Below are 12159 nucleotides of genomic sequence, written 5' to 3' on the forward strand. Positions count from 1 at the left end.
GGGCAGCGGCCGGCGCATCAGCCGGTCGGTCGGCCGCCGGTCGGCCGGCCGGTCAGTGCGTCAGTGCGTCAGTGCGTCAGCGGATACGACGCCCGGCCGGACGCCGCATCGATCTCGTCGTGCGCCTTGGTCAGCAGTTTCATCGCCAGTTCGTTGAGCGCTCTGGCGCCCGCGACCTCCTCGCCGACCCTCGGCTGGTCCGAGTCGGCGGGATGGCGGCTGGCATAGCCGTGGGACCGCACCTCGCTCCCGTCCGGGAGGCGCACCAGCGCGGCCGCGCGCGTGCGGTGATGATCTTCCTCGAATTCCAGCTCGACATGCCATCCGACAGCGGTCTGCATCTTCACCATGATGGTCACCTCCGGAGCCGCTCCTACCAGCGTGCCCCTGGTGCCGCATCCGCGCACGACGTGGCCCGGCCAAGGCCCGGCTAACCCCGGAAGTCGTCCGCCACCCCGACCAGCAGGACGCGGCTCTCCGGTACGAGGGAGCGCCAGCGGTGGGTGACGCCGCCGGAGCAGTAGAAGGTGTCACCCGGGCCGAGCCGGTGGCGGGTGCCCTCGGCCTCGGCCTCCACACAGCCCTCGATGACGTACATCAACTCGTCGTGCGGATGCCGGAATTCGCGCTGCCAGTCGTGCCGGCCGGTGAACTCCAGGGCGTGCAGCTGCTGCCGCCCACGCACCAGCGGGCGCACCCGGCCGTGGTCGCCGTCCTCGGGGACGGCCGGGGAGCCGGCGCGGACGACATCGACCGTACGGGGGCCGTCGGCGGCGGCCAGGAGGCGGACCGCGGTGGTCTCCAGCGCGTCGGCGATCTTCTGGAGCGAGCGCATGCTGGGGCGGGCGCGGTCGTTCTCGACCTGGCTGAGGAAGGGCGCGGACAGTCCCGTACGGCGGGCGAGTTCGGCGAGGGTCATCTCCAGGGCGCGGCGGCGTCTGCGTACCCCGGCGCCGACCCGGGGAGTGTCCGCCGCCTCGCTCATCGTCCGCTCCTTATTGATGCGTTCACAGGTCTGCAACAACGCGCCCCTAGCGTCTACGCTGTTTGATCCCATCAAACAAAGTTTGAGGAGCTCAAGCTCCGCGATCTTCGACATCACGTTTGACCAGGGGAATCATCATGACCGCAGTCGATCAAAACACACGCCGCCGCCGGGGCACCGGCCTGATCGCCCTCGACGAACAGGCCGCCTTCGGCGGCTACACCCTCTATGCTCCGCTGACCGGCGGCGGCGAGGTGCCGCTCATCGACCTCCACGGCAACGTCGTGCACCGCTGGCGGCTGCCGCACCGCCCCGGACGCCACGCCCGCATTTTGCCGAACGGCAACCTCGCCTACAACGCCACCCTCCCGGACCAGGACGCACTGTTCCCCATGTGGCACAAGTACCGGGGCGGGCTGATGCAGGAGATCGATCCCCAGGGGACGGTACTCCGGGAGTTCGCCGATCCGCTCCAGCACCACGACGCGCACCACTACGGCGACGGCCGGATCCTCTACACGGCGCTGGAGCCGCTGACCGGCGCGCGGGCGGCGGCGGTGCGCGGCGGCGTGGCCGGATCGGAGGCGCCCGGCGGCACGGTGTACGCCGACACCCTCCGCGAGGTCGACGCGGACGGCCGCACGCTGTGGTCGTGGCGGGCCGGCGACCACCTCGACCGCGACGAGTTCGCCCTGCACCCCGACTACTCCCGCGAACACTGGCCGCTGATCAACTCCGTCTGCCCGCTCGCCGACGGCAACATCCTGGCAAGCCTGCGCAGCGTCTCCGCGGTGATCGTCATCAGCCGGGAGAGCGGCGAGATCCTGTGGCGCACCGAGCCCGGGCTGGTCTCCCAGCAGCACCACCCCACCGAGCTGCCCGACGGCAACTTCCTGATCTTCGACAACGGCGTCTTCCGGCCCGGCCACGACGTGCCCTTCTCGCGCGTGATCGAGGTGGAGCGGCGGTCCGGGAAGGTGGTGTGGGAGTACCACGACCCGGCGCGCGAGGCGTTCTTCGCGCCCTTCATGGGCAGCGCCCAGCGGCTGCCCAACGGCAACACCCTGATCACCGACTCCCCCGCCGGCCGGCTCTTCGAGGTGACCGCCGAGGGGCTGCTGTGCTGGGAGTACGTCGTCCCGCAGTTCGGCAGCTACCGCGAACCGGAGGTCGGCGCGCTCTTCCCGTCGCTGAACAACGCGGTCTTCCGCGCCTACCGCTATGACGCCGGGCAACTGCCCTGGCTGAAGCGGCGGGTGTGAACGATGACCGCCTCTCCGGGACCGCCGGCGCCGGCCACACCCGCCGTGGACCAGCGGCTGCCACTGCCGCGGCTGCTGCCGCTCGCCGCGCAGCACGTCCTCGCGATGATCGCGGCGCCCGTCTCCACGGTCTTCCTGATCGGGGCCGGTCTGCATCTGCCGCCCGCCCGCACCGCGTCCCTGCTCAGCGCCACCCTGATGCTGTGCGGCGCCGGGGCGCTGCTGCAGTCCTTCGGGGTGCTGCGGGCCGGGGCCCGGCTGCCGTTCATGATGCTGCCGGGCGGCGCGGCGGTGGCTGTCTTCCTGGAGATCGCCCATGCCCACGGCGCGGCCACCGCCTCGGGTTCCGTGCTGCTCGCGGCCGCGCTGCTGCTGGCCGTACTGCCGCTGTACGGGCGGCTGGTGCGCCTCTTCCCGCCGCTGGTGATGGGCGCGACGGTGCTGGTCATCGGCGTCAACATGATCCATGTCGCGGCGCCCATGGCGCTGGCGGGGCGCCGGCTGGCGCTGGTCACCCTTGCCGCAACCACCCTGTGTTTCCTGGTGCTGCGCGGGGTCTGGCGGCAGCTGTCGGTGCTGATCGGCATGGTGGCCGGCACCGCCACCGCCGCGCTCGGCGGCGCCGCGTTCCCCGCCGTCCCGGGCGACACGGTGGTGGCACTGCCCCGGCTGCTCCCGTACGGCGTCCCGCACTTCGACCTCCTGGCCGCGCTGCCGCTGATGGTCTTCGCCCTCGCCTCGCTCGCCGAGGCGACCGGCCAGACCGTCCTCAACAGCGAGGCGGTGGGCCGTACTCCCGACCCGGCGCGCGATGTGCCGCGCACCGCCCGCGCGGATGCCCTCGTCTCGCTGGGCGCCGGGCTGTTCGGCGCCCCGGTGATGGTGACCAGCGCGGAGAACATCGGCATCGCTGCGCTCACCGGTGTCCGCAGCCGGTTCGTGACCGCCGCGGCCGGCGCGCTGCTCGTCCTGAGCGGTCTGCTCGCGCCGGTCACCCGGCTGCTCGCCGCGCTGCCCACCCCGGTCGTCGGCGGCGCGGCCCTGGTGATCTACGCGGTGATCGCGGCCATGGGCATCGCCATGCTCGGCCGCACCGACCTCGCCGGCCGCGCCGCCTCCACCGTCGTCGCGCTCACCCTGCTGGCCGGCCTGCTGCCCATCCTGGCCCCGCAGTTGTACGCGCCGCTGCCCGGCTGGGCCCGCGCCCTGTTCGGCAGCGGGGTGCCGGCCGCCGCCCTGACGGCGATCGTGCTGTCGGCGCTGTTCGGGCGTTTGGCGGCGCCCGCGCCGCGCGCCCCTTCGCCGGCCGGGCCGACGCCTGAGCCTCAGGCCCCCTGCGTCAGCCCCAGCAGCTGCCGGGCCGGCCCCGCGGGCCGCTGACCGGTCGGCCACACGGCCCGCAGATCGCGCCCCAGGCGCAGGTCCTGGACCGGGATCCGCACCAGCCGGCGGGCGGTCAGCTCCTCCCGGACGGCGAGTTCGCTGACGACGGAGGGCGCGGCCTCGCTGACGACGGCGGCCTTGACCGCGGTCGTGGAGGAGAGTTCGAGCAGGGGCTGTGCCAGGCCGCCGTGGCGGGCGAGCGCCGCGTCCAGCACCTGACGGGTGCCGGAGCCGCGCTCGCGCAGGATCAGCGGGGTGGCGGCCAGTTCGGCGGCGGTCAGCTCCGTACGCCGCCGGGACCAGCGGTGGGTGGGGGCGGCGACCACGATCAGCCGGTCGTGGCCGATGACCGCGCCGTCCAGCCCCGCCGGGACCTCCAGGCCCTCGACGAAGCCGAGGTCGGCCTCGCCCGTCAGCAGCCGTTCGGCGACCACGCTGGAGTTGCCGGCGATCAGCGAGACGGCGGTGTCCGGGCGCTGGGAGCGCAGCGCGATCAGCCAGCCGGGCAGCAGATACTCGGCGATGGTCATGCTGGCGGCGACCCGCAGCCGGGAGTCGCGGCGCCCGCGCAGCGCCTGCGCGCCCGCATCGAGCGCCTCGGCCGCCTCCACCACCCGCCGCGCCCAGTCCGTCACCAGCACCCCGGCGTCGGTGAGCCGGGAGCCGCGCGGTGAGCGCTCCACCAGCGCCACGCCGAGCTGCCGTTCCATAGAGCGGATCCGGCTGCTGGCGGCGGGCTGGGTGACGCCCATCGCGCGGGCCGCCCGCCCCAGGCTGCCGAGCCGGGCGACGGCGAGCAGCAGCTCCAGCGCACCGAGGTCCGGGACCCGGTGCGCGAGGGGTACGGCGGCGGGCCCGTCCTCTGCGCTGCACATAAACCCAGCTTATGCCCTCATAGACGCAATGGCCCTGGTGAGGGCGGCCCGGCACGGCGACGCTCATGTCATGACCCTCGCCGCGCAAGCACCTTCCCGGCCCGCGGGCGCCCTCCCCGGCACCCGCGGCACCGCCCCCTCCCTCCGTCATCTCGGCCCGAACTGGTACGCCGCCGTCATGGGCACCGCGATCGTCGCCAACGCCGGTACGGCCCTGCCGCTCCAGGCACCGGGGCTGCGCGGCGCGTACGCGGTCGTCTGGGCGTTGTCGGCGCTGATGCTGGTGACGCTGCTGGGCGCCCGTACCGTGCACTGGGTCCGGCACGGCGACCAGGCCCGGCTGCATCTGCTGGACCCGGCCGTCGCGCCGTTCTACGGGTGCCTGTCGATGGCGCTCCTCGCGGTCGGCGCCGGCACGCTCGCCGTCGGCCGGGACGTGATCGGCGCCGGGCCCGCGCTCGCCGCCGCGGCCGTGCTGTGGACCGCGGGCACCCTCGTCGGGCTGACGGCCGCCGCCGGCATCCCGTATCTGATGATCACCAGGCACCGCATCGAGGCGGGCGGCGCCGCTCCGGTCTGGATCCTGCCGCTGGTCGCGCCGATGGTGTCGGCGGCGACCGGCCCGGCCCTGATGGCGCATCTGCCGGCCGGTCAGTGGCGGGCGGCCATGCTGCTGGGCTGCTACGCGATGTTCGGGCTGTCGCTGCTGGCGACGCTGCTGGTGCTGCCGCTCGTGCTGGCCCGGCTGTTCCACCACGGCCCGCTGCCGCTCGCGCTGACCCCGACGCTGTTCCTCGTCCTGGGCCCGCTGGGCCAGTCCACCACCGCCGTGCACCACCTCGCCGACGCCGCCCCCGGGGTCGTCGCCGCGCCTTATGCGCAGGCGATGGGCGCCTTCGCCGTCCTGTACGGCGTGCCCGTGATGGGCTTCGCGCTGCTGTGGCTGGCGATCGCCTCGGCGATGGTGGTGCGGGCGTTCCGCCGCGGAATGGGATTCGGGATGACCTGGTGGGGCTTCACCTTCCCGGTCGGCACCTGCGTCACCGGGGCCGCGGCGCTCGCCCGGCACACCGGACTCACCGCGTTCGCCTGGCTGGCGGTGGCGCTGTTCGCCGTCGTGGTGACGGCGGTGGCGGTGGCCGGCACGCGCACCGGGCTCGGCCTGGCACGCGGCGAGCTCCTGGCGCCGCCGGGGCCGCGGCCCGCGGCGCGGTAGGTCACCGCGCCGCGGCCACTTCAGCCGCCAGCACCCCCGCGGCCTGGGCCAACGACGGCCCGTACCAGGTCAGATGGCGCCCGCTGACCAGCGCGGCGGGCAGGCGGGGGAACGCCTCGGGCCCGTCCTCGGCGGTGAAGCGGTACGGCTCGTCGGGCAGCACGACGAGATCGGCGGCGGTGGCGTTGAGCTCGTCGAGGGGGATGCGGGGGTAGCGGTCGGCGTGCCCGGCGTAGACGTTGCGCACGCCGAGCCGGGCGAGCAGATCGCCGGCGAAGGTGTCCCGGCCCAGCACCATCCACGGCCGCCGCCAGACCGGCACCACCGCGGAGCGCCGGTCCGTCCCGGCGGGCAGGTCCCGCCATGCGGCCTCGGCCGCGTCCAGCCAGTCGGGGCGGGGCAGCCGGCAGCCGCGCACCAGCAGCCGTTCCAGCTCGCTCAGCGCCTGGCCGAGGGTGCGGATCTCGGTGACCCAGACGGTCAGCCCGGCGGCCCGCAGCGCGTCCAGGTCCTGCGGGCGGTTCTCCTCCTCGTTGGCGATCACGAGGTCGGGCGCGAGGGCGGCGATCCGGGCGGTGTCGGGGTTCTTGGTGCCGCCGATGCGGGTGACGTCGAGCCCGGCGGGGTGGCTGCACCAGTCGGTGGCCCCGACCAGCAGCTCGGGCGCGCCCGCCGCCACCGCCTCGGTGAGGGAGGGCACCAGGGACACCACGCGCCGGACGGAGCTGCCGGAGGGCCGGAGGGTCATCCGCTCACCGTACGCGGCCGGGCACGCCGCCCGGAACTCGCCGATCAGGTACGGGCGTTGGCGTTGCGCCGGAGCAGATAGGCGGCGCCGCCCGCCAGCGCCAGCAGCGCCAGCCCGCCGGCCGCCTGGCTGGCGTTCACCCCGTCGGCCCGCCCGTGCCGTACGGTCACGGTCTCGGTGAACTTCCCGCCGCCGCTTCCGCAGTCGACGGTGACCCGGTAGTGGCCGGGCGTGGCGCCCGGGGCCACCCGCGTATCGGCCGCCAGCCCGCGCGCGGCCGGTTCGAGGACCACCGATCCGAAGAGGGGGGAGGCGGCCGTGGCACCCCGGTCCACCGCGCACCGCCGCCCGTCGCTGACGCTCACGCGCTGCCCGGCCGCCATCGGGTCCGGCTCGACCAGCGCCGCCGCGGCGGGCGCGGCAAGTCCCAGGACGGCTGCGCCTGCCAGGGCGACGGCGGCGGTACGTACAGGGTTCACGGTCGCCTCCTGCGCCGGCCGCGGCTTCGGCGGCCGCGCGGGAAGACCGGCACAAGGGGAGCGAATCACCGCCCGCACCGCATCGCGACGCGGGCGCGGCCGGTAGGTGGAGCCGGTACTCCATTCCAGGGCGAGCCGTCGGGGGCCGGGCGGCGGGTAAACGGCGAGCCCCGCCGCCCGGCTGCTGCCGGGGGCGGGGCTCGTACGCGGGGGCCGCGCGGTTACTTCACCGGCGCCATCTTGTCGACGATGCCCGGGTGGTCATCGATCCACTTCTCGACGCCCTGGTTCTCGTGGCCCTTGCCGGCGTCCTGGATGTCCTGCTCCAGGCTGCCGAGCTGGTCGGGCGTCATCTTCCAGTTCTTGAGCCAGCCGGCGAACTCGGGGAACTTCTTCGGGAAGCTCTTGTTGCCGACGGTCTTGATCTGGTTGTTGGCGCCCCAGGTGCCCTTGGGGTCCTCGAGCTTGGTGAGGTGGTACTTGCTGTACGCCCAGTGCGGGGACCACAGGACGACCGCGATGGGCTCCTTCTTGGCGTAGGCCCGCTCCAGCTCGGTGAGCATGGCGCCGGTGCCGGCCTCGGTGACCTGGAAGTCCTTCAGCCCGTAAGCGGGCTGGACGACATCGTGCAGGCGCTTCATCTCGCCGGTGCCCGGCTCGATACCGATGATCTTGCCCTTGAACTCGTCCTTGTGCTCGCGCAGATCATCGAGGGTCTTGACTCCCTTGACGTAGGACGGCACCGCGATCTCCAGCGACGTCTTGTCGTACCAGGCACCGCCGTCGACGACGTCCTTCTTGTACTTGTCCCAGTACTGCTTCTGCGCGACCGGCAGCCAGCCGTCGGTCTCGACGTCGATCTGTCCCGTCGACAGGCCGGTCCACATCGGGCCGACGTCGAGGTTGCGGATGTTCGGCTTGTAGCCGCGCTTCTCGAGGACGTTCTTCCACAGGTAGGTGGTGGCGATGCCCTCGTCCCACGCGGGGTAACCGATGTTCGGCGCCTTGCCGGCGTCCTTGCCCTTGGCGTACGAGGCGTGGGCGGACGGGGCGAGCTTGTTGACCAGGCCCGGGTGCTTCTTGAGCCAGGTGCGCACGCCCTCCTGCTCATGGCCCACGCCGGCGGTCTTGACGTCGTCCTCCAGGCTGGTGAGCTGCTTCTCGTCCAGGTGGAAGTTCTTCATCCACCCGGCGACCTGCGGCTCGTCCTTGGCGAAGCCCTTGCGGCCCAGCAGGTGCAGGCTGTCACCGGAGCCGAACGAGCCCTTGGGGTCCTTCAGCTTGGTGAGCTTGTACTTGTTGTAGGCCCAGTGCGGGGACCACAGCGTGACCGCGATCGGCTTCTTGGCGTGGATGGCGCGGTCCAGTTCGGTGAGCATCGCGGAGGTGCTGGACTCCTGCACCTTGTACTCGCCGCCCAGGCCGTAGTCCTTGAGGACCTTGTCCTTGAGGATCTTCATCTCGCCGGCGCCGGGCTCGATACCGGTGATCTTGCCGCCGAAGTCGCCGCCCTTGCCCTTGAGGTCATCGAGGGACTTGATGCCCTTCATGTACGACGGGACCGCGATCTCCAGCGACGTCTTGTCGTACCAGGCGCCCAGGTCCTCGAGCTTGTCCTGGTACTTCTTCCAGTACGCGGCGTGGGTGGTCGGCAGCCAGGCGTTGGTCTGGACGTCGATGTCGCCGCGGGCCTGCCCGGCGAACAGCGGACCGGCCTCCAGGGCCTGGACCCTGGGCTTGTAGCCGCGCTGCTCGAGGATTTCCTTCCACAGGTACGTGGTGGACTTGCCCTCGTCCCAGTTGACGTAGCCGAGGCTGACCGGACGGCCCTTGCCGTCGGTGGTGCCGCCGGCGGCGCCGCCGTCCTTGCCCAGGTAGCTCATCCCGCCGGCGAGCAGCGCCAGCACGATCACGCCGCACATCGCGAGGGAGGTGGCGGGCTTCCACTGGAGGAACTTCATGCCGCCGAGCGCGGCCTGCGCCTTGGCCAGGGCGCGCCGGCCGAGCGGGGAGACCCGCTGGTTGAGCGCGCCGGTCATCCGGTCCAGGTACATGGCGAGGATGACGACCGCGAGGCCGGCCTCGGAGCCCAGTGCCACATCGACGGAGCTGATGCCGTTGTAGACGGATCCGCCCAGACCGCCGCCGCCGACCATGCCGGCGATGACGACCATGGACAGCGCCAGCATGATGACCTGGTTGATGCCGGCCATGATCGTGGGCAGCGCCAGCGGCAGCTGGACGCGGAAGAGCGTGCGACGCGGGTGGGTGCCGAACGCCTCCGCGGCCTCGACCAGTTCCTCGTCGACCTGCCGGATGCCCAGCTCGGTCATGCGGACCGCGGGCGGCATGGAGAAGACGATGGTCGACACGATGCCGGGGACCACGCCGAGGCCGAAGAAGAGGATGCCGGGGATCAGATAGACCATCGCGGGCATCGTCTGCATCAGGTCCAGGACCGGGCGCAGCGCACCGCCGACGGCGCGGCTGCGGGCCGCCAGGATGCCCAGCGGGAGGGCGACCGCGATCGTGATGAGGCAGGCCACCAGCACCAGCGACAGCGAGGAGACGGTCTCGTCCCATTGCTCGATGGAGATGATCAGCGCGAAGCCGAGGAAGGTGAACAGCGCGGCCGGCAGTCCGCGCAGCCACCAGGCGATGACGGCGAGGATGCCGACGAGGATGAGCGGCTGGGGCGCGGCGAGGACCGTGTGGATCGCGCTGTAGAAGCCGTTCAGGATGTGGGTGACGAATTCGAAGAGCCAGCTGAGGTTGTCGCGCAGCCAGTCGACGCCGTCGCTGACCCAGCCGCCTACGGGGATCCTAGGCACCGGCGATCACCTTGCCCTCGGTCTTCTTGTCGAGGGGCGTGGTGTCACCCGCGGTCGGGGCGGGGACGCCCGAGGTCGCTTCCTGCGGTGCGGACTCGCCGAGGACGCCGAGCAGCCGGGCGACCGGGATGGCGCCGATCAGCTTGCCCTGCTCGTCGGTGACGGCGACCGGGACGGTGCTGGTCGAGCAGGGGGTGAAGAGCTCGACGAGGGGGGTGTCCACGCCGGCGGTGGCGGGCGCCGCGGCCCGGAACTCCGCCGCGGTGGTGAGCTTTTTGCCGTCGTCGGTCGTCATGCCGAGCACGGTGCCGATCTCGTCCATGATCGCGCCGGCGGTCAGCACCCGGGTGCGGTCGACGTCCTGGATGAAGGAGGCGACGTAGTCGTTGGCCGGGCGCACGAGGATGTCCTCGGCGGTGCCGGTCTGCACGATCCGCCCGTCGCGCATCACCGCGATCCTGTCACCGAGCCGCATGGCCTCGTTGAGGTCGTGGGTGATGAAGACGATGGTCTTCTTCAGCGTCTTCTGCAGCTCCAGCAGCTGGTCCTGCATATCGCGGCGGATCAGCGGGTCGAGCGCGCTGAAGGACTCGTCCATCAGCAGCAGATCGGCGTTGGTGGCCAGCGCGCGGGCCAGGCCCACGCGCTGCTGCATACCGCCGGAGAGCTCGTCGGGCCAGGACTTCTCCCAGCCCTTGAGCCCGGTGAGTTCGAGCGCCTCGGTGGCGCGCCGCTCGCGCTCGGCGCGCGGTATGCCCTGCACCTCGAGGCCGTAGGCGGCGTTCTCCAGCACGCTGCGGTGCGGGAAGAGCGCGAAGTGCTGGAAGACCATGGAGATCTTCTCGGAGCGGACCTTGCGCAGCTCCTTGTCGCTGAGAGAGGTCAGGTCCTGGCCGTCGATCCGGACGGTTCCGGCGGTCGGCTCCAGCAGCCCGTTGAGCATGCGCAGCAGCGTGGACTTGCCGGACCCGGACAGACCCATGACGACGAATATCTGGCCCTCGTCCACCTCTATCGACGCATCGATCACGGCGGCGGTGGTGCCTTCGGCCCGCAGATCGTCGCGGCCGACGCCGCCTTCGAGCTTGCGGACCGCGTCCTCGGGTCGTCTGCCGAACACCTTGTACAGATGCTCGGCTTGCAGCCTGGACACATAGACCTCTCTTGTCGCACGAGAAACGACCTGCCACCCCCGCCGGCAGGTCGTGGAACGGCACGGGTTCGGCCCGGCTTCACCCGGCGCAAAAGTTGAAATCGCTACCAGGTCCGCTCCGGGTGCGCGCCTGCCCGTCTTTATGCGGCTCAAACAAGACGGTGCCCCAGATCACATCGCTGTGATGTAAGGGGCATACGGCATCATGCGGGGTGTGACTCGACGCCTGATGCTCCTCGACACCGCCTCTCTCTACTTCCGCGCCTATTTCGGGGTACCAGAATCGGTCAAATCCCCGGACGGTACGCCCGTCAATGCGGTACGCGGTTTGCTGGACTTCATCGCCCGGCTCGTCCAGGACCACCAGCCCGACGACCTGGTCGCCTGCATGGACTTCGACTGGCGGCCCCAGTGGCGGGTGGACCTGATCCCCTCGTACAAGGCGCACCGGGTCGCCGAGGAGGCCCCGGCCGGATCCGCGGAGCCCGACGAGGAGGAGATCCCCGACACCCTCTCCCCGCAGGTCCCGGTCATCGAGGACGTCCTGGACGCGCTCGGCATCGCCCGGATCGGCGCCGCGGGCTACGAGGCCGACGACGTCATCGGCACCCTGACCGGGCAGGCGGCGGGCCCGGTCGACATCGTCACCGGTGACCGCGATCTCTTCCAGCTCATCGACGACGAGCGCGGCATCCGCATCCTGTATCCCCTCAAGGGCGTCGGCACCCTCCAGCTCACCGACGGGGCGCTGCTGCGCGAGAAGTACGGCGTGGACGGCTCCGGCTACGCCGATCTGGCGCTGCTGCGCGGCGACCCCAGCGACGGCCTGCCGGGCGTACCCGGAGTCGGCGAGAAGACCGCCGCCAAACTGCTGGACGCCTACGGCGACCTCGCGGGCATCATGGCCGCCGCCGACGATCCGGCCTCGAAGCTGACCCCCACGCAGCGCAAGCGGCTGACCGAGGCGCGCCCGTACCTCGAGGTCGCGCCGAAGGTCGTACGCGTGGCCACCGACGTGCCGGTTCCCGATGTCGATCACGCCCTGCCGGCCGAACCTGCCGACCCGGAGCGACTGGAGGCGCTCGCCGCGCAGTGGGGTTTGGGCGGATCTTTGCAGCGATTGCTCGACGCCCTCCACCGGTGACCTGTTAGGTTAGGCATGCCTAATACGTGACCTCGCCGACCGGGGGTCGCGTCAGGCCAACCATCCGGCGAGCACGTCAGGGG

At 72.0% G+C, this 12159-nt stretch carries 11 protein-coding genes; 4 read left to right on the forward strand and 7 right to left on the reverse strand.

Features of this window, described 5'->3' with window-relative positions:
• Positions 1-68 precede the first annotated feature (68 nt).
• Positions 69-350 carry a DUF1876 domain-containing protein gene (locus ACIRPT_RS25745; protein ID WP_403505093.1) on the reverse strand — a complete coding sequence of 94 codons (282 nt, stop codon included), beginning with the start codon at positions 348-350 and terminating at the stop codon, positions 69-71.
• Positions 351-430: 80 nt separating this feature from the next.
• A complete protein-coding gene (locus ACIRPT_RS25750; RefSeq protein WP_403504432.1) occupies positions 431-985 on the reverse strand; it encodes a helix-turn-helix domain-containing protein in 555 nt (184 codons plus the stop codon).
• A gap of 137 nt (positions 986-1122) precedes the next feature.
• Here ACIRPT_RS25750 and ACIRPT_RS25755 point away from each other — a divergent pair, with 137 nt between their 5' ends.
• Together ACIRPT_RS25755 and ACIRPT_RS25760 are read left to right on the forward strand one after the other, a co-directional pair.
• Positions 1123-2247 (forward strand): aryl-sulfate sulfotransferase, encoded by a 1125-nt coding sequence (locus tag ACIRPT_RS25755; protein WP_403831006.1) that lies wholly within the window; start codon positions 1123-1125, stop codon positions 2245-2247.
• 3 nt (positions 2248-2250) lie between these two features.
• Positions 2251-3627, forward strand: a complete 1377-nt coding sequence (locus ACIRPT_RS25760; protein WP_403504427.1) for a uracil-xanthine permease family protein — start codon at positions 2251-2253, stop codon at positions 3625-3627.
• On the opposite strand, the gene ACIRPT_RS25765 is transcribed toward ACIRPT_RS25760, so the two are convergent.
• A complete protein-coding gene (locus ACIRPT_RS25765; protein ID WP_403504424.1) occupies positions 3573-4505 on the reverse strand; it encodes a LysR family transcriptional regulator in 933 nt (310 codons plus the stop codon). The genes ACIRPT_RS25760 and ACIRPT_RS25765 overlap by 55 nt on opposite strands.
• A 70-nt stretch (positions 4506-4575) precedes the next feature.
• Between ACIRPT_RS25765 and ACIRPT_RS25770 the strand changes: the two genes are divergently transcribed.
• The gene (locus tag ACIRPT_RS25770; RefSeq protein WP_403831010.1) at positions 4576-5721 is read left to right on the forward strand and encodes a TDT family transporter; all 1146 of its coding nucleotides are present in this window, start codon (positions 4576-4578) and stop codon (positions 5719-5721) included.
• 1 nt (position 5722) lies between these two features.
• On the opposite strand, the gene ACIRPT_RS25775 is transcribed toward ACIRPT_RS25770, so the two are convergent.
• The 4 genes from ACIRPT_RS25775 to ACIRPT_RS25790 all read right to left on the reverse strand — a co-directional run bounded on the left by ACIRPT_RS25775 (position 5723) and on the right by ACIRPT_RS25790 (position 10932).
• Entirely contained in the window at positions 5723-6469 is a 747-nt protein-coding gene (locus tag ACIRPT_RS25775) for a helical backbone metal receptor (RefSeq protein ID WP_403504419.1), read from the reverse strand.
• Positions 6470-6513: 44 nt separating this feature from the next.
• Entirely contained in the window at positions 6514-6948 is a 435-nt protein-coding gene (locus ACIRPT_RS25780) for a hypothetical protein (protein WP_403831013.1), read from the reverse strand.
• A 221-nt stretch (positions 6949-7169) separates the two neighbouring features.
• On the reverse strand, positions 7170-9779 hold the full coding sequence (locus tag ACIRPT_RS25785; protein ID WP_403831015.1) for an ABC transporter permease/substrate binding protein: 2610 nt from the start codon (positions 9777-9779) through the stop codon (positions 7170-7172).
• Positions 9772-10932: a glycine betaine/L-proline ABC transporter ATP-binding protein gene (locus ACIRPT_RS25790; protein WP_403504411.1), complete on the reverse strand. Its 1161-nt coding sequence runs from the start codon at positions 10930-10932 to the stop codon at positions 9772-9774. The genes ACIRPT_RS25785 and ACIRPT_RS25790 overlap by 8 nt, the downstream gene beginning before the upstream one ends.
• Before the next feature lie 229 nt (positions 10933-11161).
• On the opposite strand from ACIRPT_RS25790, the gene ACIRPT_RS25795 reads away from it, so the two are divergent.
• Positions 11162-12076 (forward strand): 5'-3' exonuclease H3TH domain-containing protein, encoded by a 915-nt coding sequence (locus tag ACIRPT_RS25795; RefSeq protein ID WP_403505090.1) that lies wholly within the window; start codon positions 11162-11164, stop codon positions 12074-12076.
• Positions 12077-12159 lie beyond the last annotated feature (83 nt).

Source organism: Streptomyces sp. NPDC101227, from assembly GCF_044767545.1.
Lineage (GTDB): Bacteria > Actinomycetota > Actinomycetes > Streptomycetales > Streptomycetaceae > Streptomyces.

Bases quoted from the DNA above. Each gene is read 5' to 3' on its own strand.
- ACIRPT_RS25745 (WP_403505093.1), bottom strand. From the start codon at position 350: ATGGTGAAGATGCAGACCGCTGTCGGATGGCATGTCGAGCTGGAATTC.
- ACIRPT_RS25750 (WP_403504432.1), bottom strand. From the start codon at position 985: ATGAGCGAGGCGGCGGACACTCCCCGGGTCGGCGCCGGGGTACGCAGA.
- ACIRPT_RS25755 (WP_403831006.1), top strand. From the start codon at position 1,123: ATGACCGCAGTCGATCAAAACACACGCCGCCGCCGGGGCACCGGCCTG.
- ACIRPT_RS25760 (WP_403504427.1), top strand. From the start codon at position 2,251: ATGACCGCCTCTCCGGGACCGCCGGCGCCGGCCACACCCGCCGTGGAC.
- ACIRPT_RS25765 (WP_403504424.1), bottom strand. From the start codon at position 4,505: ATGTGCAGCGCAGAGGACGGGCCCGCCGCCGTACCCCTCGCGCACCGG.
- ACIRPT_RS25770 (WP_403831010.1), top strand. From the start codon at position 4,576: ATGACCCTCGCCGCGCAAGCACCTTCCCGGCCCGCGGGCGCCCTCCCC.
- ACIRPT_RS25775 (WP_403504419.1), bottom strand. From the start codon at position 6,469: ATGACCCTCCGGCCCTCCGGCAGCTCCGTCCGGCGCGTGGTGTCCCTG.
- ACIRPT_RS25795 (WP_403505090.1), top strand. From the start codon at position 11,162: ATGCTCCTCGACACCGCCTCTCTCTACTTCCGCGCCTATTTCGGGGTA.